Raw genomic sequence first — 20952 nt, 5'->3', positions numbered from 1 at the left:
TAAAATTGCCACCTCAGAACTTGCCTTACTCACATCAATCCCAAATACTGTACGCATGATATTACCTCTTTTGTCTTGAATAATTCCGTGTTTTAGTGATTTTATTTTCAATACGCGACGTCTAGCGCCAAAGAGCCCTACGACTTTACAAGATACCTCTACTTTAACATAAAGAAAAAGTAGTGAGTACTCTCTCCCGTCGGAGATTTTCTCACTACTAATTTTAGTATGTTTTCTACACAAAAATAGGCTTCATAATATCCATAGGGGATTTACCCACTACAAATATTATAGAGCCACTATAAAAAGCTAGAGTTCCACAACTGGGAATTTCTAGCTTTTTTGTGGCTGAGAATTATTTTGTCGCAGACTCTTTTTAATTTTATAGGTTGAATTATCGGCCTAAACAGAAAAGACTTGCTAAGTTCTCCTAAACTAAGTATACTAGAAGGTAATAAGCGTTCTCAGATAGTATATGAAGGAGTATTCTTAGAAGTTGAGAGGGAGATATGGGGACTAGAAAATTTCGACTATTGATGTCCAAGTATGGTTTTAGCATTGCGATTATTCTGATAGAATTATTTGTAGTTTTTGCAGTCATTCTTTACATGAGCCAGATTGCTCCACTTGTTTGGGTTGCTCTTGTATTTCTTGTCAGCGTGGCGACTGTTTTAGCTATTGTCAATCGTTCTATGTCTCCTGAAAGCAAGGTGACGTGGTTGATTGTTACTTTTGTCCCTGTTTTTGGTCCCTTGCTTTATATCATGTTTGGTGAGCGTCGGTTATCCAAAAAAGAATTTAAACAATTACAGGAACTTCGTTCTATCGCATCTCATGAAAAGGGCGAACATAGTCTTCATCAAGATATACAGGGAACTGATAAATCTGCCTACGGGATTATCAATGCCTTATTGCATATGGACAGTAATGCAGAAGTTTATGATCAGACAGACTCACAATTCTTTGCAAATGGTGAGGAAATGTGGCAACAGATGCTGGAGGATCTAAAGAGAGCTAAAAAATTTATTTTTCTAGAATACTACATTGTCGAAGAGGGATTGATGTGGGATAGCATGCTCGAGATTCTGGAAGAAAAGGCAGCTCAGGGAGTCGAGGTCAAGATGCTCTACGACGATATTGGTTGCATGGTGACCTTGCCGGGGGATTATACTGTTCATTTACGCTCTAAAGGGATTGATGCTCATAAGTTTAATAAGGTGATTCCACGTATGACAGTGGCCTATAATAACCGTGACCACCGAAAAATATTAGTCATTGATGGGCAAATTTCCTATACTGGCGGGATTAATCTTGCAGACGAATATATCAATCAGATTGAACGTTTTGGACACTGGAAAGATAGTGGGATTCGGATCGATGGTCCAGCGACTCAGGCCTTTACCAGACTATTTCTCATGAACTGGTATATCAACCGTGGAGAAATCAGTGATTTTGATCAGTATCATTTGGAAAATCAGACACGACCAGGTGGCGGTCTATGTATCCCATATGGAAGTGGACCCAAGCCTATCTATAGAATGAAGGTGGGTAAAATTGTCTATCAAAACCTGATTAATCAAGCGGAAGATTTTGTCTATATCACCACGCCTTATCTCATTATTGATTATGATTTGACAGAGGATATCAAAAATGCGGCTATGCGAGGCGTAGATGTGAGAATTATAACTCCATTTATCCCAGATAAAAAGCTCATCCAGTTAGTAACTCGAGGGTCTTATCCTAATCTTTTGTCTGCTGGTGTACGTATCTACGAGTATACTCCTGGTTTTATCCATAGTAAGCAAATGATTGTTGATGATCGATTTGCGGTTGTTGGAACCATAAACCTTGATTATCGCAGCTTAGTTCACCACTATGAAAATGCAGTTTTGTTGTACGAAACACCATCGATTGCAGATATTCGTAAGGACTTTGAAGAGATTTTTGAAGTATCGCAAGAAATTTTTCCTGGAACAATCAAGCCTACTTGGTATCAAACATTAATCAAAGAAGTAGCTCAGTTATTTGCGCCTATGCTTTAATTGAAAGAGCTAGTTCATCTGTATAATTAGAGAAAGAGAAGGTTTGCCGTCTCTTTTTCTGTAAGCAGTTTCCTTGACATCTTGTTTATTTTGCGTTATCATATGTCCATATAATATATGGGAGTCTGTGTACAGTCTGAGAGGAAGTGTTAAACTTCGACCGCACCTGATCTGGGTAATGCCAGCGTAGGGAACGAATACTTAGCCTAATTTTGCACCTTTTTCATATATGAAAGAGGTTTTTCTTTTTTCAAAGAAAAACTGTAACTTAGAAGGAGGTTTTTATGAAAGCAAGCATTGCTTTACAAGTCCTGCCCCTGTCACAAGGGATTGACCGCATAGCTATTATCGATCAAGTCATTGCTTATCTGCAAGCTCAAGAAGTTACTATGGTAGTGACACCCTTTGAAACGGTTCTAGAGGGAGATTTTGATGACTTGATGCGTATTCTCAAAGAAGCGCTAGAGGTGGCAGGTCAAGGAGCAGACAATGTTTTTGCCAATGTGAAAATAAATGTAGGAGAGATTTTAAGCATCGATGAGAAACTTGAAAAGTATAATGAGACGGCATATTAGTCTGCTAGGATTTTTAGGTGTCTTATCCGTTTGGCAGGTGGCGGGATTCTTAAAACTCTTACCAAAGTTTATCCTGCCGACACCACTTGAAATCCTCCATTCTTTTGTTCGTGATAGAGAATTTCTCTGGTACCATAGCTGGGCAACCTTGAGAGTAGCTTTGCTAGGTTTAGTGTTGGGAGTCTTGATAGCCTGTATTATGGCCGTCCTTATGGATAGTTTGGGCTGGCTCAATGACTTGATTTACCCCATGATGGTAGTTGTCCAGACTATACCGACAATTGCCATAGCTCCTATCCTAGTTTTATGGTTGGGTTATGGAATCTTGCCCAAGATTGTCTTGATTATCTTGACGACGACCTTCCCTATCATCGTCAGCATTTTAGATGGTTTTAGGCATTGCGACAAGGACATGCTGACCTTGTTTAGTCTGATGCGAGCCAATCCTTGGCAAATCCTGTGGCATTTTAAAATCCCTGTTAGCCTGCCCTACTTTTATGCAGGACTGAGGGTCAGTGTCTCCTATGCCTTTATCACAACAGTTGTGTCTGAGTGGTTGGGAGGCTTTGAAGGACTAGGTGTCTACATGATTCAGTCCAAGAAACTGTTTCAGTATGATACCATGTTTGCGATTATTATTCTGGTATCACTGATCAGTCTTCTGGGGATGAAGCTAGTCGATATCAGTGAAAAATATGTGATTAAATGGAAACGTACTTAAAATAGAGCGTTTTAGAAAAAGAAAAGAGGAAATAAAAATGAAGAAAACATGGAAAGTGTTTTTAACGATTGTAACAGCTCTTCTAGCTGTCGTGCTTGTGGCTTGCGGCCAAGGAACTGCTTCTAAGGATAACAAAGAAGCAGAACTCAAGAAAATTGACTTTATCCTGGATTGGACACCCAATACCAACCACACAGGGCTTTATGTAGCCAAAGAAAAAGGTTATTTCAAGGAAGCTGGAGTGGATGTTGATTTGAAATTACCGCCAGAAGAAAGTTCATCAGACTTGGTTATCAATGGTAAGGCACCATTTGCAGTCTATTTCCAAGATTACATGGCTAAGAAATTGGAAAAAGGAGCAGGTATTACTGCCGTTGCAGCTATCGTTGAGCACAATACATCAGGAATTATCTCTCGTAAGTCTGACAATATCAATAGTCCTAAAGACTTGGTTGGGAAGAAATATGGAACCTGGAATGACCCAACAGAACTTGCTATGTTGAAAACCTTGGTAGAATCTCAGGGTGGAGACTTTGAGAAGGTCGAAAAAGTACCAAACAACGATTCCAACTCGATCACTCCGATTGCCAATGGCGTTTTTGATGCTGCCTGGATTTATTATGGTTGGGATGGGATTCTTGCCAAATCTCAAGGTGTGGACGCTAACTTCATGTACTTGAAAGATTATGTCAAGGAGTTTGACTACTACTCACCAGTTATCATTGCAAACAACGATTATCTGAAAGACAACAAAGAAGAAGCTCGCAAAGTCATTCAAGCCATCAAAAAAGGTTACCAATACGCTATGGAGCACCCAGAAGAAGCTGCAGATATCCTCATCAAGAATGCACCTGAGCTCAAGGATAAACGTGACTTTGTCATCGAATCTCAGAAATACTTGTCAAAAGAATACGCAAGCGACAAGGACAAATGGGGACAATTTGATGCGGACCGCTGGAATGCCTTCTACAAATGGGATAAGGAAAATGGAATCCTCAAGGAAGACTTGACTGATAAAGGATTTACCAACGAATTTGTAAAATAATGACAGAAATTAGACTAGAACACGTAAGCTATGCCTACGACAATGAAAAGATTTTAGAGGATATCAACCTAGAAGTGACTTCAGGTGAGGTGGTCTCTATCCTAGGACCCAGTGGTGTAGGAAAGACCACACTCTTTAACCTGATTGCAGGCATTTTAGAAGTCCAGTCAGGACGAATCATTCTTGACGGAGAGGAAAATCCCAAGGGGCGCGTGAGTTATATGCTACAAAAGGATCTGCTCCTGGAGCACAAGACTGTGCTAGGAAATATCATCTTGCCCCTCTTGATCCAAAAGGTGGATAAGGCAGAAGCCATTGCCCGTGCAGATGAAATCCTTGCTACCTTTCAGTTGACGGCTGTACGGGACAAGTATCCTCATGAGCTTAGTGGCGGGATGCGCCAGCGTGTGGCCTTACTTCGCACTTACCTATTTGGGCACAAGCTCTTTCTTTTAGATGAGGCCTTTAGTGCCTTGGATGAGATGACCAAAATGGAGCTTCATGCCTGGTATCTTGATATTCATAAACAGCTAGGCCTGACGACACTCATCATTACGCATAGTATCGAGGAGGCCCTTAACCTTAGCAATCGTATCTATATCTTGAAAAATCGCCCTGGGCAGATTGTTTCAGAAATTGAACTAGATTGGTCTGAAGACGAGGACAAGGAAGTCCAAAAGATTGCCTACAAACGTCAAATCTTGGCAGAATTAGGCTTAGATAAGTAGAAAGATAGGGAGTTGGTGAGGATTATTCATTACCAGCCCCTTTTTCTTTTAAAAATGAAAAAATTTCGGTATAATAGTCAATTATACCGAAAACATTCTATAATCGTTGATACATAAGGGTTTTATGTATTGCTTTTTTTATTTTGTGGACTTTTTTAAGAACTTTTTATTTTTTCGAGGGCAGTTTCAAAGAATGAGACTGCTCTTTTTTGGTTCTCTTTTGATAAATGGCTGTAAGTGTCCATAGTTACAGATATTTTTGCATGGCCAAGCCGTGTCTGTATCTCCTTGTAAGGTAGACCAGCATTAAGCAAGATACTAGCGTGAGTGTGTCGGAAAGCATGAAAGCCTAAGTCAGTACAGTTAGCGTTTTTTAAGTGCTTATGTAGGCGGTAATCAACCTTTCGAGTATTGACATAGTTGTCAAAGCTATCAGAGAATACTTTCTCATAGGTTAAGCCAATGTTTCTACCGTTTTCTGCTTGTCTTGCTCGGTAGAGACGAAGCATGAGCACCGTTTTATGATCGATATCTAAAACTCTATAGCTTGATTTTGTCTTAGGACTGTTTACCTGGTTTAAAATGTTGAGTGTCTTGTTAATATCAATCGTTCCGTTCTGCAGGTCAATATCAGACCATTCCAGGGCAAGACATTCACGGATGCGCAGTCCAGTAGCTAGGAGCGTTTTATAAAGCACAGTATCATAGAAATTGATAAAGGTATTCTCCAGGTTATCGAGATAGGAGAGGAAGTTTTTAAGTTCCTGATCTTGAAAGTATTTAATTTCTTGTTTATCTCTGGTTATCTTTCTAGGAATGACAATATCACGAGCAGGGTTATTGTCTAATGCTTGGATAGAAACCCCATACTGTAGAATACGTTTATTTAAGGCGTGAAGATGATTGTATTCTTTATACCCCGTTCCGTCCTGATTATACTCATCCGCCCACTTATTTACTTGAGTTTGGATAATAACAGGAGTAAGTTTATCTAGTTTGTAAGTACCAAATGAGGGCAAGAGGTAGTTATTTAAGCAACCTTTTATCTTTATCTGCGTATTAGTCTTTATGGTATGCTGATAGGTTTGCCAAAATAACTTCACAAGTTCGCTATAGGTTGTTATATGTGAGCGTTGTTTCCGTGTAGAGCCGTTTTTCTCAAATTCTACCTTAGCCTGGGTGACCTTGTTTTTGAGTTCTTTCTTTGTTCGTGCTGATATGGTAGTCTTGATCTTCTTACCAGTCACAGAATCAATGCCAAGATAGATACTAGAGCGGTAGACTGCTGATCCGTCTTTTTTCGTGTGTTGTGTAATTTTCATGGTTTTAACTCCTTTTCCATCAGCAGGCAAGCAATTAGAAAAGGTTTTGAGTTTGTACCATGCGAGGAGTTACGAGAACTTCTTATTTTTACCGATATAATTGACCTTTTTCATAAAGAAGAGTTATTTAAGATAGATTGATAGACTTTAATAAAATGCTATTTTATATGTTGGACAAGAATACTAATCTATAAACCGCTATAAACCGCTATAAACCGCTATAAACCGCTATAAACCGCTATAAACCGCTATAAACCGCTATAAACCGCTATAAACCGCTATAAACCGCTATAAACTGCTATAAACTGCTATAAACTGCTATAAACTGCTATAAACTGCTATAAACCGCTATAAACTATTTATCTTTTAAAGTATAGTATTGTGTTGTATCTCTTCTACCGCTACCATGCCACTCTAGAATATTTAGATCTTCCGTTAGTCTTTTTAAAATCTTAAGAGTATATGGTCTACTTTTTTGTATTAATTCCATAACTTCAGAAGTAGTAATTTTAGTGTCACGGTAAGCTAGCGTGACAACTTGCTTTTCAAGGGAATTTAGAGAGGAGAAGAGTTCAGGAGTTAGTTTTTGGCGTAATTTATCTGAAATACGTAGTTGTCGATTTAAAATGTTATTTTCTAACATAAGTAACACGCTTGAACTATTGGGTTCAGAGTATTTAGGTTCATTTAAAAAGAAACTTTCCATCTCACTATAGATACGTTTTACTCCCTCATTCATTTCTTTTACCCAACCAAATTCAGATAGAATTCGTGCTATTTTTGGATTCCTAGAAAATCGTTCATTGAGTATATTTTGGATAGTAACTATATTTGGAAGTACACCAGGACTCTTTATTTCTAAGCGATCATCAAAAAGTGTTACGGTAATATGTTGTCCGCGAATTGAGTAATTTCTATGGGTAACGGCGTTTACAATCCCTTCAAACCAAGCAAATTCAGGATATTCAGGCATTACTTGAAATCTTCCATCTTCAACCAGGTATTGAAAATCCCTGAGCTGACTTTTTACAAAATCGCGACTTTCTGTAATAATTTTAGGAATAGCTCCATCAAATGTTTGCTCTTTGACAACGTTAAAATCTTGTCCTGTTTTAGCAAAAGTATCGCTATATTTAATAACTCTTAGACGAGCTTGTGGGAGAAACGCTGACGGATTGCTACCAAACAGAAGAATAGCTGCATTTGTTAATTTACCATCTCTAAGAAGTCCACGGCTTTTTAAGACTTGTTCGATAGAAATATCAGGTAAACCAATTTTGTCTTTATAACTTTGGATTAATTCACTATCTATATCATCAATCGTTGCTCCTTCAACTATCTCATCTTCAAAATATCGTTGCCCTTTGTCATAAGTAAGTTGAAGTCGTTGTTCATGACTTAGGGGAACTGATTTATCTCCTTGTCTTAGAAATGTCTCATCATTTGCAGAGATAATAACGCGGTCAACCGAAGGATTCACTGAAATTAAAAGAACACAATCTTCCTCACCGCTTGAATTTATAACTGGAATAATTTTATCTGAAAATGATATAGGAGTTTGTTTAAGTTGGTATGGGATGTTTTGGAAGTCTTCAATGGGTTTTGCACGTAGGTCAGAGAAGCCTGTTACTTCCCCATCGTCTTCAATTCCAATAACAAGATGTCCACCTTCAGCATTTGCAAATGCAACGAGGTGCCTTAGAATATCTTTTGGTTTAATACGCGCACTTTTTCGATCAAAGTGTTGATCTTCAGGTGTAGATTTTAAATAGTTGATATCAAATATTTTTTCCATGTGTTTCCTTTCTGTTAATCAAACCTTCAAATTCCCTCCATTTTCGCGCATAGTAGCTGAAAATTAAGATATATTGTATAAAGGTTTTAAATAATCTTCTCAAAAACCATTGTGGCTTGAATACGGTCACCACCGCCTAGTCCTTTGCTTCCACCATTGGCGGTTGTGATGGTATGCAGGCGATAACCTTTTGAAGCTTGTTTATTGATAACATCTTCTAATTCTGTAAGGTTTCCTGATCCAGTACCGAAAAACTTTTCTTTCAAAGTTACCTGGAGGACAACGTAGTGTAGTCCATTTACTCCAGATGCAGTAGAAAAACTACCTTCTTGTTTTACAGTGTCAAAAAATCCCATGGGGCTTACTCCTTGTTATACATATTTTTATTTGTTATTTATCTGACAACGATTTTAATAGGTTTAACACAATCTGTTTATCTTCTTCAGATAGAAAGATGAAGTTTACCAATAATTGAACCTCTTGAGGGTTTAATGTTCCAAGAGTAAATAGAAAATCATTAAGTTTTTGCTCGGCTTCATTAATAATCTTATCATCTGATAAGTATTCTTCTATGTCATGCTTGTTTAACTCATTAAAATTTGGAATGAGGCTTTTTAAAATTTCTTCACGATACCTATTTAGAAAATCTTCCCCTTTTAAAGTTAATAGATTTTCAGTACCATCAGCCATTTTTAATTCATAGTATGCTCTAAAAGCTTTTAAAAAGGCTTCATCTGAACCATCTTTTTGACTAAGCTCTTTTACTGATTCAACAAAATTATCTTCATAGCCTAATAAATAAGAAACACTTACTCCAAATATATCTGCTAATTGTTGAGCTTTATCTTGCTTCAGAGAAACATTTTCAGCATTTTCCCATCTAGATATTGTTAATTTTTTTACTCCGATTTCGTTAGCTAATTGTTCTTGTGTTTTTCCGTGCTCTTGTCTAAGAGTCTTAATGCGATTTTTCATAAATGCTACTACCTCAGTGTAATTATAGCATAAAATAAAAAAATATCAAAAAAGATAACAAATAAAATTATTTTCTGTTGACAAGTATCATTTATGATGCTATACTCTAACTATAAGTTATCAAAAATGATAACAAAAAGAAGGGAGAAATATCATTGCTTATTACCTCAACACAAGCAAAAGCGATTCGCCGAAAGCAGGCAGACAAGAAATTGACTGCAAAGCAAGCAGGCGAGGAAATCGGAGTTACACAAGTTACCTATCGAAAAATTCGAGACGGTGGTGAAGTAAAACCGAGCATTTACCAAAAAGCCATGCAGTGGCTTGCAGAAGACTATTAGAAAGGAGCGAACCAATCACGATTTTAGTTCATATTTACAGATTTCTTGTATGGTGCTTTACCACTGGAGATTGATTGATCAGACTAGCTAACTATTCGCTAGATTAAGATGCTTGCTACCTATGGCAGTATCAAGGATTTATAACGGTTTTGTCTCCTATCTCAATTAGTAAATTCATATGGTACTGTCTTAAGTGGCAAGCATGAGCAAAAAGAGGAAAGGAAACTTATTATTTAAGTGTAGAAATTTTAAGAATGGATAATAAAGTAGAATTTGAAACAATTACTAATAGCAAGGGATTTCCGATTCCCAAGCGTTTCAAGGATTTTAAAAAGCTAGTTGAGAAAGACAGACAACTAGCCGAATATCTTTGCATGAACTATGAGGACTTAGAAAGTGAAGACCTGGGCGCATTACTTGAAACAGTAGAGCAGGGCTTCAGCTGGCTTCTAGATCTTATCGAAAGTAAAGACTTGCTTTATAAGCCCAAGTCAGGGAAAAAAGCATGAAACAAGACAACAAAAAAAGTCACTTGCTCAAATTTTGGTCGAGGAGAGCAAGCAACTAGATGAATGGTATAGATATTTTTTCTATACCTTGATTATAGCATAGAAAGACAAGGTACACAATGAGAAAACAACATCAAGCAGTAAAATTCAAGGATATTGCTGAAAAATTGCCTGAACTTGAGGGCAAAAACTTAGAAGAAATCGCAGGAGTGTTAGGCTACCGTAACCTAGACAGTTGCAAGGTTAATCTTTACAATCTCAGACAAAATAAGCGACTAGGTTTTAAAGTAGAAAAAGGAGTTTACACTAAGTTTGAACTCTTGGACGATACTGTAAAAGAAGAACTGGAAGACAAGGAACTTGGGGAACGTGGTCGCTATTTGAAGAGTGTAGACCGCTACAAGGCTATGTTAAATGCCTTTTCTATCGCCTTTGATAGCACGGTTAAGGCAGAAACTAGACAAAAAGCGGAACATGATGGCTTGAAAGCCTTAGATAGAATCCCAGATAAACACTACGCCCTACTCTATGACATGATGGAGGGTTAGGAATGGAAGAAAAAATACACTTCGCTAGATTCATGCGTAGAGGCATGGAGTTAGCGAGGCAATTACATAGCAAAGAAATCCAACGTGAAGAATTTGATAGAGCCTGGAAAAGATTAGGCGATCAAATCGAAAACGAAACAAAGACAAACTAAAAAACCGAAGTGCAGGCAAGCAATTAGAAAAGGTTTTGAAAAATGAGTGCTGACACGGCGACTCTAAGCACTTGTTTAGAAAAAATGTGGGTGATTACCCACGAAACATCACTACATGCGTCCGCCAACTAGGGGCAATCGCCCAGCGTTTGGAGTGGTGCTAATCATGTATAGGAAACAACAATTAAAAGGCACAGGAAAACACTATGACAGACACAACATACGATATTATCGCTAAAAGCTTGGATAGAATTAGTATGGAATTACACCAAGCAGACGAAAACAATGATTTTTTAAGAATAGGACTCTTATCAGGACAATTAAAAGCTATCAAAGAAAATTTACACCGCTTACTTTGGATTGAACTTCCTGAATTGAATGAAAGCCATAAAATCGAGGCAGTCTCTAAAAGCACTACGGGAATGTTTTTCCACCCTGGTATTTTTGAAATGGATGCTATGCGACAAGCATTCTTTAAACGCCAAGCCAAGCACTTTTTTGACAACGAAGCAGAGCAACAGGCATATATAGAACATGCTGAAAAGGAATATTTAGAGGCTACTATAACCTTGAAGGATATCATTTTTAAGTCTAAAAATGGGGCTCATCAAGTGAATAAGGATTGTCTAGTAGAGAAGTTTGAAGAGGCAATGCAATGACACTAGACATAAAAAACATGACACAAACAGAATTTGATAACTTCATGGCCGATTTAAAGGTAAACAATCCGAATTTATTCCAGTTTATTGTTGATTTTATCAATAAAAAAGTAACCGTTCAAGAAGTTGAAGCTTTCCAAAAGATGGAGCCTGAAGTGCAACAGTTATATATTAAGAATTACAAAGCGAGGACATAAGATGAATGAGTTAAATTTAACCAACACACAGGCGCTTATCTTTTCCGGGTTACTCATTGGCTTGCTGATTTATTTAAACCATCGAGATCGTAAAAAAAGCGCCCAGATTGAGCGAGAAAATAGACAGATGAAAGAAACACCTAGCGAGGATTTAAGTCCTTGCTACGGGCGATATATTCAGCTTGCAGGGGTTAAACCGTGGAGGTGATGATATGTTTGAAAAGATGATTGAGGATCTAAAGTCGAATATTCTGGAATCAGTGGAACGGTATCTAAAGAACCATGAAAAAATTCCTCCAAAGAAGTTGAATTTGATTAGTAAAACGGAACTTAAGGAAGAGTTAAATATAGGGGACAAAACCCTGAGTAGTTGGGAACATGCAGGCTTACGGCAATATATTCCACCAATCGAGGATACTAGAAAGGCTTATTATAAAATTTCCGAAGTTCTCAAGTTCTTGGGGGTGGAAGAATGCGAGTGATCGAGTTGATTTTATCAGCTGACAAATTAGCATTATTTGCCTTTCTCAAGTCTACACCAACTCAAGTTTGGAAGAATGGAAACTACTATAAGTTTGTGTACTACGAGCCAATAGGTGAGGGACTGACGGATTTTCGTTACAAAGGCTTATATGTAGCTATCCGAGACGAAAAGAGTGATAGGGAGGGCTGGGAACTAGCTAGACCATTAGAAATTACCTTGGCCAGTCCTGACTTACTAATGATCTTGAAAGATTTAGAAGTAAACAAGTTGACTGAGCAACGGCAGGGGCTTGGCGTGGAGCTGAAAGGGTGGATTTTTGACTTAATATGTAATGGTATCCATACCAGGTATGAGACGGCTACACTAGTCCGATTATTATTTGTCAATGGCTACAGTTTTAGTCAGTTAGTGGACTTGTTTTCTACTATCGTCAGACGGAAAGAGTTGGCCAGTTATTTCCTTGAAGTAGCGACAAAATTCTATAAGGAGGTGGCTTTTGAATAACAATGACATTGTAAATAAAATCATTGAGGAAGAGCAAACGCCGCCTACCGTGGTGAACTTGACCCAAGCAAGAGAGACCAACGAGGATAATAATAGTCTGAATCTAACACCGAAAACCAAAGGGAAAGGCTTTGCGGTTACCTTGGACAATCTTAAGAAGATTTTAAGTGGAGATAGCAAACTGAAGGGGGCGATACAGTACAATACATTCACTTATGAAATTGACGTGACAAAAGCAACAAAATTGAACGGTAGAACCTTAAGCGGAACCATTGACGACCTAATTATTAGAGAGATTAGGGCTTATATTGCTACAAAGTACAAGATAGATTATAAAAAAGGGGATATCGCTGATATTTTGGAGGTGGTGGCTGGTGAGCATAGCTACAACCCTTTAAAAGACTATCTGGAATCATGCGAAAGCGAATATAGAGACTTAGTGAATCAGCGTGACCCCTTTGCTATTTTAAGGAATTATCTCAATATCAAAGATGATGAATATAACCGTATTATCATGGATTTGTTTTTCCGTGGGGCGGTTGCTAAGGTATTTGACCCCTCTATTAAGTTTGACTTTGTGCTGGACTTGACTGGAAGGCAGGGAGTAGGGAAAACCCAATTTTTTGAGGGGCTATTCACTCACAAGTATTTTACAACCGTTGAAACTTTCACAGACAAAGACGATAAGGCTAGAATGGTTAGAAATTGGTGTGTATTTGATGATGAAATGGTGGCCAGTAAAAAGGCTAGTTTTTCAGAGTTGAAGAAGTTCATCACCGAAACCAAACTAGAGTATAGACCTCCTTATGCTTCCAGTGATAGACGACTACCCAAGAATTTTATCATCGTGAGGGCAACTAATGATCATGATTATTTGAACGACTTAACAGGGGAAAGGCGCTTTCTTGTTGCTGAAGTACATAAGGATACCACTTATAAGGGCAGGAAGTGGACGAAAAAAGACCGCAGAGCCTTTTGGGGCGCTATGGTAGTAGCTTGGAAGTCTAACCAGTATTTGACGCTGACAGACGAACAGGAGAAGCTGGTAAATGAGGTAAGAAGTAGGTACAAATTTGCTGATGAAACTCTTGAGGATTTGGAGCGTTATTTGGCTTTACCTTTTCCAAAAAACATGTACCATTACCCAGTTACAGATAGAACCAGGTATTACTATATTTATGACATGATGAACGAGGGCTATTTTAGAAATAGTAAAGGCGGAACTGTTGAACTTGATACAGATAAATATGGCGAATTGGTAGAACGTGACAAGATGACTATAAACCTATTTTTCCAAGAAGTCTATCTAACTGACAAAGCACCACCAAAGGATAAAGCAAAGGTTAAAAAGTATATGCAAAATAAAGAGGGATGGGAACACAAACGATCTTTGAAATTTGGAAAAAGCGTTAAACCTGGTTACTCAAAACATAAAAGGTAGTTAGGGTAGTCACTAACTCAAAAAATAACTACCTTTTAGAGGGGAGCTAGAGCCTTTAAACAAAAAGGATTTAGAAAAAGTGTAGTTTTTAAGTTTTTACTGACTACCCTATTAAGCCCTTGATATTATTGACTTTTATATTAAAAAGTAGTTATTTTACATTATTTATAAAGTAAATAGAATAAATAGATTAAAAGCGTTTATTATTTATTTTTTTTCGGAGCGAGGTGACTACCTGACTACGCATTTTCTAAACCCTTGTGGCTGTAAGGCAGAAGTGGTAGTCACTAGATATTCAAAAATGACTACCTTTTTGAAACTGATTATTTTTCAGTGATTGAATTTGATTTTTGGAGGTTATTTTAGCTATAAAATTCATGTGTATTTAACATAATGAAAAAATGTAAATTAAAAAACGCAAAATAGGCCTTTCCCCTTGATACAAAAGGGATTGAGAAAACGGCTTGAATTTAACAGAATAGAAGATATGTTAAATATATGACACTAAAAAAGAGAGGAAAAACAGATGAATCCGAACAAAGATTACACGCCATTTTTACAGGATAACTTTATTATTTTTGTCAAAAATGGTATAATAGAAATGAAAAAAATACCAGACTTTGGAAGTGTAGTATTTACCAGTCAAGATGGTAATATTGTCCAGATTGAAACAACAATTAAAGAAAGATAGCTGACTAGAAAACTAGAGGCGTAACATTAAAGCTAAGTGGCTTTTTGTTACGTCTCTTTTTGCTTTTGGAAAGAGGAGAACAATGAGGAATAAAGATCCAGTAGACAATCGTAGGTAACAAGTACAATAAAAAAGAATAAAAGAAATGAGGAATAAAAACATGGAAACATTACAAACTATTGAAACTAAAATTGACAAACTGATTGAACAAAATAAGAAGGATATTGAGACAACTGAAGCGGAATTAGTTAAAGTCAATCAAGCTATTTCAGATGTTCAAGCCAAGCTGGTACAGGCTCAAAAAGAAATCAATTCAGAAAAATACGTTGAGGCAAAAAGCGAACTATGGGCAGCAGAACGTACAAAGGAATTTCATGAGGGACGTTTGAAAGAATTGACTAAAGCCCCAATGATTTCTTACGATGAATACCATGCTATGGTTGCAGACATATATAGATTGGCTGATGAAGAGCAAAATAATTTCTTTACACCAGCAGAAGCAAAATTGATGGAAGTTGTAGAACTTGGAGACGATGCAATTAAGGCAATGGAACGTGTAAACGAAGTGCTGAAAAAACTTGAAAAGGAAATCTCTAAAAATAATGAGGATTATAAGAAAGGTAAAAACGGCGGTTGGATTATGAATCCATTATCAGTTTTATCTTATTCTCCAAGAAATACCCTGTACGGATATCAGTATAGCTTGAAAGAAATTGTCGGGAATTTTAAAAAGGGACAAGGTTAAAAAATACTCCTCCCTTCCAATTATCAGCCCCTACTAGCCAAATAGAAAGATGAGGTATATACAATGACCCTACCCAATGTTAAGATTGATTTAAACGAATATGGGAAGAATTTAGCAGAAAAGTCTTCTGAGATTTATGAAGAGAAAACTAAACAAATTGAGGATGCTTGGGAACGTCAGAGACAAGGCTATATAGCAAGAGACGCTAAGTGGCAAGCGGTACTAGATCGTTCCGATGAACTATTAAAAGAACAGAAGGAAAGAAAGAGAGAGCAAGAGATTGAACGCTTGACGGAAGAGAAACGCAAAGAGGTTGATAAGGAAGTTAGTCAGCGCCTATCAATGCCAGATGAACATCAGCAAAAACTCAACAAAGCTATGAGTGAAATGCTGAAAGATTTATTTTAAAGAATCCATAAAAAATAATTTTAAAAATTTTTTTAATAAAGTGAAACGGGAAAAATATTTTTTGTGAAAGAGGTTGGAGCAATCAGGGAGAAGATGGGGGGATATCCCCCTCCCCCTCGGAGCTCGCGAGCTTCACGCCGTCACTGTACATTTTTTCTCGCGCCAAATCACAGAATTAAGAAATAATGAAATAAAATGTTAGGGCTTAGAAATATAAAAAATGATATAATCGAGATGTGGTAATTTTATATGAAAAAAGATGAAATTAAAAAACATTTAGACACAGATCTTGAATTTAATTATAATGGCCGAGGTGCTTGTTTCTTATCCAGCATTTGTGTAGTTGGTTATGACTATGAAGGTAAGCAGTTTGATACAATTGATGAAGCTATGGAAGCTAAAGTTTTTGATGGTAAAAGTTTAGTGGATATATGGGATGAAGTTTTTCCACAAGTATCGTAAAATAAAAATATGGTCACATTATTTCAAGAGATGATAGAAAGAGCCTGAATGATGTTAAATAATGACTTAATGGAGTGCGATAAACCAAGTTCATCCCATGAATTGGATGAAGTTCTTATTTCAGAGTCTAATCTTGAAGGATATAGTGATTTTTACAAAAACAATGAAGAATCAAAAATTTGGTGGATTGATAAGATAGATTTTAGAGGAGAGCTGTTGTTCAGTTTTGATCAGCAAAAAATTTATAACTTATTTCTTGATTATCCTCACAATATGACGGAAGAAGAAGTTAGAATTTTTGATAGAGAGAATCCTTTCTGGAGAGATTTTTTTCAATGAGTTAGGTAGTATGAAATGGAAGTAGACAACGTAGAGACAGCTAAAAGAGCATATCATTTTTTGAAGAGTTACAAGTCGCTGAAGAAGTTAGCCAATCTTAGAGATACTCCAGGAGCATTTGAAACCAAAGCTATAGAAATAGTCGAAATGATAGACTCTCATAGTAGTAGCCTAGACGGAAAGAAACGTGATATATTTTATAATTTATTTATTGTTTCCCAAAAACAAAAGCAGACTTTGAAAGAACTTTATAGCTCACTGGATATTGATAAAACAGAGTATGATCGTCTCAAAAGTGAAATCCTACTAGATTTTGCTCGTAATTATCGAGAAGGAGCATTATTGACATATTACGATTGAAAACTACTGGTGGAATAAAAAGTCCCTAGAAACAAATCTAAGGGCTTTTTGACTGCTCGGTTTTATCAGCAATTTCAACTTTTAAAATTTCATTTTCAAATAACCTCGTCCATCGTAAACCTGTCTTAACAGATAAAGCATCATACTCTTCATCAAAAGTATCCTTATCTTCAAAAAGACAAATTCCCTCAAAGGTCTGGTTATCAACGTCTGTCATCGTTACAACTTTATTGTTAAACTTTCTAAGTTTCATTTTTATTTTCCTGATTTTGTAGTACTATAGCTTGTTATATTATTGGAATCCCTTTAACGTAAGCTTCCTTAGCTTTTGCTAGTGTCATCTTGTTTGGGCCTCCATCAATGTTGGTTTCCCCCGTATTTTGCCAATTACAATGATCACAAATGTCATAAACTGCGGTCAATGTTCCGCAAACTGGACAATGTACGTATTCTTCATCATTAATCATTACTAAATTTTCTTTACCAGTCTTATTCATAATTATTTACTCCTAATTATTGTTTTTAAAATAGTGAAACCAGAAATATTAATTGGCTAGAACTAAATATTTTTATATTAAATTCTCTTATCTTTCTAAACTTTTCTGAGATAGGCTTTCTTAGCTTCTGCAAGAGTTATAGTATCATTATACTTCAACATTGGAGCTATTGCTAATGATTGAGAGAGTTTTCTGGATATGCTATAATATTACCAGGTATTAAAAAAGCACGTTTGACCGTGCTAGTTTCTCGCCTGCTGAACTCGTCAATATTACGCCCTTTTCAGGGCTTTTTTTGTGGACTTTTCTAGGAACTTTCAAGAAAAACTAAGGCGAATTAATGCCAAAGTGTTTTTTAAAAAAGTCAGTATTTCCAATGGTTGAGCCTTAAAAATTTGACTTATAGAGTGTTAAATGATAGTATAGTCAAAGATAGTCAAGGTTTAAAGAGAGGTGGGTTTGTTATGAGACTTAAAAATACATCAGATCATATTGAGGCCTACATCAAGGCAATTTTAGATCAATCTGGTATTGTGGAGTTGCAACGGAGTCAGTTGGCAGATACTTTCCAGGTTGTTCCTAGTCAGATTAACTATGTGATTAAGACTCGTTTTACAGAAAGCAGGGGATACTTGGTTGAAAGTAAGCGTGGTGGTGGTGGCTACATTCGTATAGGACGGATTGAATTCTCAAACCACCATGAAATGCTCCGCGATTTACTGTATTCGGTGGGCGAAGAAGTCAGCCTAGTTATCTTTGAAGATGTTTTAAGACTCTTGTTTGAACAGGATTTAGTGACTCGTCAGGAGATGAATCTATTACTAGCGATGGCGACAGACCGGGTTTTAGGTGAGGATGCCAATCTTATCCGTGCCAATATGCTCCGACAGTTATTACAAGAGGTAGATAGAAAAGGAAAATAGAACTAAATGAAATATTCAAAAGCATTGAAAGAATGTATAGACAGTGCCTTTCTGGTCGCAAGTCATTTTGGGGCAGAATACCTAGAGTCTTGGCACCTATTGATTGCTATGGCCAATCATAGTTACAGTGTAGCTGGGGCGACTTTAAATGAATTTCCCTATGAGATTGATCGTCTGGAGGAAGTTGCTGTAGAGCTGACTGAAACAAAGTATAGCGATAAGGAAAATTATCAGGAGTTGCCTTTTTCACACCGTTTGAAGGTATTGTTGTTGGAAGCAGAGCATGTAGCTTCTGTGGTGCATGCCAAGGTTTTAGGAACAGAGCACGTGCTTTATGCTATCTTACATGATGGCAATGCCCTAGCTACTCGCATTCTAGAAAAAGCGGGATTTTCTTACGAAGATCAGAAGGATCAGGTCAAGATTGCTGGACTTCGTCGTAGTCTTGAAGCGCGTGCTGGTTGGACTAGAGATGATTTGAAGGCCCTTCGTCAACGCCATCGTACGGTAGTGGACAAGCAAAATTCTATGGCTAATATGATGGGTATGCCTCAGACACCAAGTGGAGGTTTGGAAGATTATACGCATGATCTTACAGAGCAAGCTCGCTCAGGTAAATTGGAACCAGTCATCGGGCGTGACCAAGAAATCTCTCGTATGATTCAAATCTTGAGCCGTAAAACTAAAAACAATCCAGTTTTAGTTGGAGATGCAGGTGTGGGTAAAACAGCGTTGGCACTTGGCCTTGCGCAACGTATTGCCAACGGAGATGTACCAACTGAGATGGCTAAAATGCGAGTTTTAGAGCTTGATTTGATGAATGTGGTTGCGGGAACTCGTTTCCGTGGAGACTTTGAAGAACGTATGAACAATATCATCAAAGATATCGAGGAAGATGGCAAGGTCATCCTCTTTATCGATGAGCTTCATACCATTATGGGTTCAGGAAGTGGGATTGATTCGACCTTGGATGCGGCCAATATCCTAAAACCTGCCTTGGCGCGTGGAACTCTGAGAACTGTCGGTGCGACTACTCAGGAAGAGTATCAAAAGCACATCGAAAAAGACGCAGCCCTTTCTCGTCGCTTTGCAAAGGTGATGATTGAGGAGCCAAGTTTAGCAGATAGTATGGCTATTTTGCAGGGCTTGAAAGCAACCTATGAGAAACACCACCATGTCCAAATTACAGACGATGCAGTCGAAACAGCTGTCAAAATGGCACATCGTTATTTGACGAGTCGTCATTTGCCAGACTCAGCAATCGATCTTTTGGATGAAGCGGCAGCAACAGTGCAAAATAAATCGAAACACGCTAAACAAGAAGAGTCAGGTTTAACACCAGCTGATAAGGCCTTGATGGATGGTAAATGGAAGCAAGCTACTCAACTTATTGCAAAAGAGCAGGAAGTTCCGGTCTATAAAGACTTAGTGACAGAATCAGATATTTTGACCACCTTGAGTCGTTTGTCAGGTATTCCAGTTCAAAAATTGACCCAAACAGATGCCAAGAAGTATCTTAATCTTGAAGCGGAACTCCACAAGCGTGTGATCGGACAGGAACAGGCGGTTTCTAGCATTAGTCGTGCTATTCGTCGTAACCAATCGGGTATCCGCAATAACAAACGCCCGATTGGCTCCTTTATGTTCCTTGGACCGACAGGTGTTGGTAAAACTGAACTAGCCAAGGCTTTGGCAGAAGTTCTCTTTGATGATGAGTCTGCTCTTATCCGCTTTGACATGAGTGAATACATGGAGAAATTTGCAGCTAGTCGTCTTAATGGAGCTCCTCCGGGTTATGTAGGTTACGAAGAAGGTGGAGAATTGACCGAGAAGGTTCGTAACAAGCCATACTCAGTCTTGCTCTTTGACGAGGTAGAAAAGGCGCATCCAGACATCTTTAACGTCCTCTTGCAAGTCTTGGATGATGGTGTTCTGACAGACAGTAAAGGTCGCAAGGTTGATTTCTCAAATACGATCATCATCATGACTTCAAACCTTGGTGCGACAGCCCTTCGTGATGACAAGACAGTCGGCTTTGGAGCCAAGGATATTCGTTTTGACCAAGAAAATATGGAAAAACGGATGTTTGAGGAGCTGAAAAAGGCTTATCGTCCAGAGTTTATCAACCGTATTGATGAAAAAGTGGTCTTCCATAGCTTGTCAAGTCAAGATATGCAAGAAGTAGTTAAGATTATGGTCAAACCATTGATTGCAAGCCTAGCAGAAAAAGGAATTGACTTGAAACTCCAAGCATCTGCCCTTAAACTTCTAGCTCAGCAAGGCTATGATCCAGAGATGGGGGCTCGTCCACTGCGCAGAACTCTGCAAACAGAAGTAGAAGACAAACTAGCAGAGCTTCTCCTTAAAGGTGAATTGGAAGCTGGCAAGACTCTGAAAATTGGTGTTAAAGCTGGTCAATTAAAATTTGAGATTGTTTAAAAATGTGAGGTTGAAACAGATTGTTTCAGCCTCTTTTTTGAAAAGTTGTT

At 37.7% G+C, this 20952-nt stretch carries 29 protein-coding genes and 1 riboswitch; of the genes, 23 read left to right on the top strand and 6 right to left on the bottom strand.

The window, feature by feature from the left end:
* The first annotated feature begins 509 nt into the window (after window positions 1–509).
* From cls to QM877_RS07735, 5 genes are all read left to right on the top strand, one after another.
* Window positions 510–2042, top strand: a complete 1533-nt coding sequence (cls, locus tag QM877_RS07755) for a cardiolipin synthase (protein ID WP_414318076.1) — start codon at window positions 510–512, stop codon at window positions 2040–2042.
* 107 nt (window positions 2043–2149) lie between these two features.
* Window positions 2150–2252, top strand: a riboswitch (TPP riboswitch).
* Window positions 2253–2326: 74 nt separating this feature from the next.
* Window positions 2327–2617 carry an MTH1187 family thiamine-binding protein gene (locus tag QM877_RS07750; protein ID WP_414318075.1) on the top strand — a complete coding sequence of 97 codons (291 nt, stop codon included), beginning with the start codon at window positions 2327–2329 and terminating at the stop codon, window positions 2615–2617.
* On the top strand, window positions 2580–3338 hold the full coding sequence (locus tag QM877_RS07745) for an ABC transporter permease (protein ID WP_414318074.1): 759 nt from the start codon (window positions 2580–2582) through the stop codon (window positions 3336–3338). Before QM877_RS07750 ends, QM877_RS07745 begins: the two co-directional genes overlap by 38 nt.
* Window positions 3339–3375: 37 nt before the next feature.
* Window positions 3376–4383 carry an ABC transporter substrate-binding protein gene (locus QM877_RS07740; protein WP_414318073.1) on the top strand — a complete coding sequence of 336 codons (1008 nt, stop codon included), beginning with the start codon at window positions 3376–3378 and terminating at the stop codon, window positions 4381–4383.
* Entirely contained in the window at window positions 4383–5111 is a 729-nt protein-coding gene (locus tag QM877_RS07735) for an ABC transporter ATP-binding protein (protein ID WP_281335640.1), read from the top strand. Before QM877_RS07740 ends, QM877_RS07735 begins: the two co-directional genes overlap by 1 nt.
* 155 nt (window positions 5112–5266) lie before the next feature.
* On the opposite strand, the gene QM877_RS07730 is transcribed toward QM877_RS07735, so the two are convergent.
* The 4 genes from QM877_RS07730 to QM877_RS07715 form a co-directional block, all read right to left on the bottom strand.
* On the bottom strand, window positions 5267–6433 hold the full coding sequence (locus QM877_RS07730) for a tyrosine-type recombinase/integrase (RefSeq protein WP_414318072.1): 1167 nt from the start codon (window positions 6431–6433) through the stop codon (window positions 5267–5269).
* A 355-nt stretch (window positions 6434–6788) separates the two neighbouring features.
* Window positions 6789–8228: an ATP-binding protein gene (locus tag QM877_RS07725; protein ID WP_414318071.1), complete on the bottom strand. Its 1440-nt coding sequence runs from the start codon at window positions 8226–8228 to the stop codon at window positions 6789–6791.
* Window positions 8229–8314: 86 nt separating this feature from the next.
* The gene (locus QM877_RS07720) at window positions 8315–8584 is read right to left on the bottom strand and encodes a DUF4177 domain-containing protein (protein ID WP_004261908.1); all 270 of its coding nucleotides are present in this window, start codon (window positions 8582–8584) and stop codon (window positions 8315–8317) included.
* 34 nt (window positions 8585–8618) lie between these two features.
* Window positions 8619–9203, bottom strand: coding sequence for a helix-turn-helix transcriptional regulator (locus tag QM877_RS07715; protein ID WP_139659057.1), 585 nt, complete (start codon window positions 9201–9203; stop codon window positions 8619–8621).
* Window positions 9204–9358: 155 nt separating this feature from the next.
* Here QM877_RS07715 and QM877_RS07710 point away from each other — a divergent pair, with 155 nt between their 5' ends.
* The 16 genes from QM877_RS07710 (at window position 9359) to QM877_RS07635 (ending at window position 17043) form a co-directional block, all read left to right on the top strand.
* Window positions 9359–9544 carry a hypothetical protein gene (locus tag QM877_RS07710; protein WP_000909283.1) on the top strand — a complete coding sequence of 62 codons (186 nt, stop codon included), beginning with the start codon at window positions 9359–9361 and terminating at the stop codon, window positions 9542–9544.
* 254 nt (window positions 9545–9798) lie between these two features.
* Window positions 9799–10053, top strand: coding sequence for a hypothetical protein (locus tag QM877_RS07705; protein WP_414318070.1), 255 nt, complete (start codon window positions 9799–9801; stop codon window positions 10051–10053).
* A 119-nt stretch (window positions 10054–10172) separates the two neighbouring features.
* Entirely contained in the window at window positions 10173–10601 is a 429-nt protein-coding gene (locus QM877_RS07700; RefSeq protein ID WP_414318069.1) for a hypothetical protein, read from the top strand.
* A gap of 2 nt (window positions 10602–10603) precedes the next feature.
* A complete protein-coding gene (locus QM877_RS07695) occupies window positions 10604–10753 on the top strand; it encodes a hypothetical protein (protein WP_414318068.1) in 150 nt (49 codons plus the stop codon).
* Window positions 10754–10959: 206 nt separating this feature from the next.
* Window positions 10960–11412, top strand: coding sequence for a hypothetical protein (locus tag QM877_RS07690; RefSeq protein WP_414318067.1), 453 nt, complete (start codon window positions 10960–10962; stop codon window positions 11410–11412).
* A complete protein-coding gene (locus QM877_RS07685) occupies window positions 11409–11609 on the top strand; it encodes a hypothetical protein (protein WP_414318066.1) in 201 nt (66 codons plus the stop codon). Before QM877_RS07690 ends, QM877_RS07685 begins: the two co-directional genes overlap by 4 nt.
* Before the next feature lies 1 nt (window position 11610).
* Window positions 11611–11817 carry a hypothetical protein gene (locus QM877_RS07680; RefSeq protein WP_414318065.1) on the top strand — a complete coding sequence of 69 codons (207 nt, stop codon included), beginning with the start codon at window positions 11611–11613 and terminating at the stop codon, window positions 11815–11817.
* A gap of 4 nt (window positions 11818–11821) precedes the next feature.
* Entirely contained in the window at window positions 11822–12091 is a 270-nt protein-coding gene (locus QM877_RS07675) for a hypothetical protein (RefSeq protein ID WP_060956277.1), read from the top strand.
* On the top strand, window positions 12082–12597 hold the full coding sequence (locus QM877_RS07670; protein ID WP_414318064.1) for a hypothetical protein: 516 nt from the start codon (window positions 12082–12084) through the stop codon (window positions 12595–12597). Before QM877_RS07675 ends, QM877_RS07670 begins: the two co-directional genes overlap by 10 nt.
* Window positions 12590–14038, top strand: coding sequence for a virulence-associated E family protein (locus QM877_RS07665; RefSeq protein WP_414318063.1), 1449 nt, complete (start codon window positions 12590–12592; stop codon window positions 14036–14038). The genes QM877_RS07670 and QM877_RS07665 overlap by 8 nt, the downstream gene beginning before the upstream one ends.
* Before the next feature lie 526 nt (window positions 14039–14564).
* Window positions 14565–14729 (top strand): DUF2292 domain-containing protein, encoded by a 165-nt coding sequence (locus tag QM877_RS07660; RefSeq protein ID WP_096421471.1) that lies wholly within the window; start codon window positions 14565–14567, stop codon window positions 14727–14729.
* Between the two features lie 160 nt (window positions 14730–14889).
* Complete coding sequence (locus QM877_RS07655; RefSeq protein WP_414318062.1) at window positions 14890–15474, top strand: hypothetical protein; 585 nt, start codon at window positions 14890–14892, stop codon at window positions 15472–15474.
* A gap of 63 nt (window positions 15475–15537) precedes the next feature.
* Window positions 15538–15882, top strand: a complete 345-nt coding sequence (locus QM877_RS07650) for a hypothetical protein (protein ID WP_414318061.1) — start codon at window positions 15538–15540, stop codon at window positions 15880–15882.
* Window positions 15883–16131: 249 nt separating this feature from the next.
* Complete coding sequence (locus tag QM877_RS07645; RefSeq protein WP_414318060.1) at window positions 16132–16344, top strand: hypothetical protein; 213 nt, start codon at window positions 16132–16134, stop codon at window positions 16342–16344.
* A gap of 48 nt (window positions 16345–16392) precedes the next feature.
* On the top strand, window positions 16393–16683 hold the full coding sequence (locus QM877_RS07640) for a hypothetical protein (RefSeq protein ID WP_414318059.1): 291 nt from the start codon (window positions 16393–16395) through the stop codon (window positions 16681–16683).
* A gap of 15 nt (window positions 16684–16698) precedes the next feature.
* A complete protein-coding gene (locus QM877_RS07635; protein ID WP_414318058.1) occupies window positions 16699–17043 on the top strand; it encodes a hypothetical protein in 345 nt (114 codons plus the stop codon).
* A gap of 37 nt (window positions 17044–17080) precedes the next feature.
* Here QM877_RS07635 and QM877_RS07630 read toward each other — a convergent pair whose 3' ends face one another.
* Together QM877_RS07630 and QM877_RS07625 are read right to left on the bottom strand one after the other, a co-directional pair.
* The gene (locus QM877_RS07630) at window positions 17081–17296 is read right to left on the bottom strand and encodes a hypothetical protein (protein WP_414318057.1); all 216 of its coding nucleotides are present in this window, start codon (window positions 17294–17296) and stop codon (window positions 17081–17083) included.
* 34 nt (window positions 17297–17330) lie between these two features.
* A complete protein-coding gene (locus QM877_RS07625) occupies window positions 17331–17540 on the bottom strand; it encodes a CPCC family cysteine-rich protein (RefSeq protein ID WP_001044018.1) in 210 nt (69 codons plus the stop codon).
* A gap of 464 nt (window positions 17541–18004) precedes the next feature.
* Between QM877_RS07625 and QM877_RS07620 the strand changes: the two genes are divergently transcribed.
* Window positions 18005–18463 carry a CtsR family transcriptional regulator gene (locus QM877_RS07620; protein ID WP_001237459.1) on the top strand — a complete coding sequence of 153 codons (459 nt, stop codon included), beginning with the start codon at window positions 18005–18007 and terminating at the stop codon, window positions 18461–18463.
* 6 nt (window positions 18464–18469) lie between these two features.
* Window positions 18470–20902, top strand: coding sequence for an ATP-dependent Clp protease ATP-binding subunit (locus QM877_RS07615; protein ID WP_414318056.1), 2433 nt, complete (start codon window positions 18470–18472; stop codon window positions 20900–20902).
* The last annotated feature ends 50 nt before the right edge of the window (window positions 20903–20952 follow it).

Origin of the sequence: Streptococcus infantis, assembly GCF_047463655.1 — a bacterium.
GTDB classification, from domain to species: domain Bacteria; phylum Bacillota; class Bacilli; order Lactobacillales; family Streptococcaceae; genus Streptococcus; species Streptococcus infantis_Z.
The sequence above is the reverse complement of the archived record's forward strand: the minus strand, read 5'-3'. Positions and strand labels throughout refer to the sequence as shown.

Coding starts and splice junctions, on each gene's coding strand:
- cls (WP_414318076.1), top strand. CDS start 510: ATGGGGACTAGAAAATTTCGACTATTGATGTCCAAGTATGGTTTTAGC.
- QM877_RS07750 (WP_414318075.1), top strand. CDS start 2,327: ATGAAAGCAAGCATTGCTTTACAAGTCCTGCCCCTGTCACAAGGGATT.
- QM877_RS07745 (WP_414318074.1), top strand. CDS start 2,580: ATGAGAAACTTGAAAAGTATAATGAGACGGCATATTAGTCTGCTAGGA.
- QM877_RS07740 (WP_414318073.1), top strand. CDS start 3,376: ATGAAGAAAACATGGAAAGTGTTTTTAACGATTGTAACAGCTCTTCTA.
- QM877_RS07735 (WP_281335640.1), top strand. CDS start 4,383: ATGACAGAAATTAGACTAGAACACGTAAGCTATGCCTACGACAATGAA.
- QM877_RS07730 (WP_414318072.1), bottom strand. CDS start 6,433: ATGAAAATTACACAACACACGAAAAAAGACGGATCAGCAGTCTACCGC.
- QM877_RS07725 (WP_414318071.1), bottom strand. CDS start 8,228: ATGGAAAAAATATTTGATATCAACTATTTAAAATCTACACCTGAAGAT.
- QM877_RS07720 (WP_004261908.1), bottom strand. CDS start 8,584: ATGGGATTTTTTGACACTGTAAAACAAGAAGGTAGTTTTTCTACTGCA.
- QM877_RS07715 (WP_139659057.1), bottom strand. CDS start 9,203: ATGAAAAATCGCATTAAGACTCTTAGACAAGAGCACGGAAAAACACAA.
- QM877_RS07705 (WP_414318070.1), top strand. CDS start 9,799: ATGGATAATAAAGTAGAATTTGAAACAATTACTAATAGCAAGGGATTT.
- QM877_RS07700 (WP_414318069.1), top strand. CDS start 10,173: ATGAGAAAACAACATCAAGCAGTAAAATTCAAGGATATTGCTGAAAAA.
- QM877_RS07695 (WP_414318068.1), top strand. CDS start 10,604: ATGGAAGAAAAAATACACTTCGCTAGATTCATGCGTAGAGGCATGGAG.
- QM877_RS07690 (WP_414318067.1), top strand. CDS start 10,960: ATGACAGACACAACATACGATATTATCGCTAAAAGCTTGGATAGAATT.
- QM877_RS07685 (WP_414318066.1), top strand. CDS start 11,409: ATGACACTAGACATAAAAAACATGACACAAACAGAATTTGATAACTTC.
- QM877_RS07680 (WP_414318065.1), top strand. CDS start 11,611: ATGAATGAGTTAAATTTAACCAACACACAGGCGCTTATCTTTTCCGGG.
- QM877_RS07675 (WP_060956277.1), top strand. CDS start 11,822: ATGTTTGAAAAGATGATTGAGGATCTAAAGTCGAATATTCTGGAATCA.
- QM877_RS07670 (WP_414318064.1), top strand. CDS start 12,082: ATGCGAGTGATCGAGTTGATTTTATCAGCTGACAAATTAGCATTATTT.
- QM877_RS07660 (WP_096421471.1), top strand. CDS start 14,565: ATGAATCCGAACAAAGATTACACGCCATTTTTACAGGATAACTTTATT.
- QM877_RS07655 (WP_414318062.1), top strand. CDS start 14,890: ATGGAAACATTACAAACTATTGAAACTAAAATTGACAAACTGATTGAA.
- QM877_RS07650 (WP_414318061.1), top strand. CDS start 15,538: ATGACCCTACCCAATGTTAAGATTGATTTAAACGAATATGGGAAGAAT.
- QM877_RS07645 (WP_414318060.1), top strand. CDS start 16,132: ATGAAAAAAGATGAAATTAAAAAACATTTAGACACAGATCTTGAATTT.
- QM877_RS07640 (WP_414318059.1), top strand. CDS start 16,393: ATGATGTTAAATAATGACTTAATGGAGTGCGATAAACCAAGTTCATCC.
- QM877_RS07635 (WP_414318058.1), top strand. CDS start 16,699: ATGGAAGTAGACAACGTAGAGACAGCTAAAAGAGCATATCATTTTTTG.
- QM877_RS07630 (WP_414318057.1), bottom strand. CDS start 17,296: ATGAAACTTAGAAAGTTTAACAATAAAGTTGTAACGATGACAGACGTT.
- QM877_RS07625 (WP_001044018.1), bottom strand. CDS start 17,540: ATGAATAAGACTGGTAAAGAAAATTTAGTAATGATTAATGATGAAGAA.
- QM877_RS07620 (WP_001237459.1), top strand. CDS start 18,005: ATGAGACTTAAAAATACATCAGATCATATTGAGGCCTACATCAAGGCA.
- QM877_RS07615 (WP_414318056.1), top strand. CDS start 18,470: ATGAAATATTCAAAAGCATTGAAAGAATGTATAGACAGTGCCTTTCTG.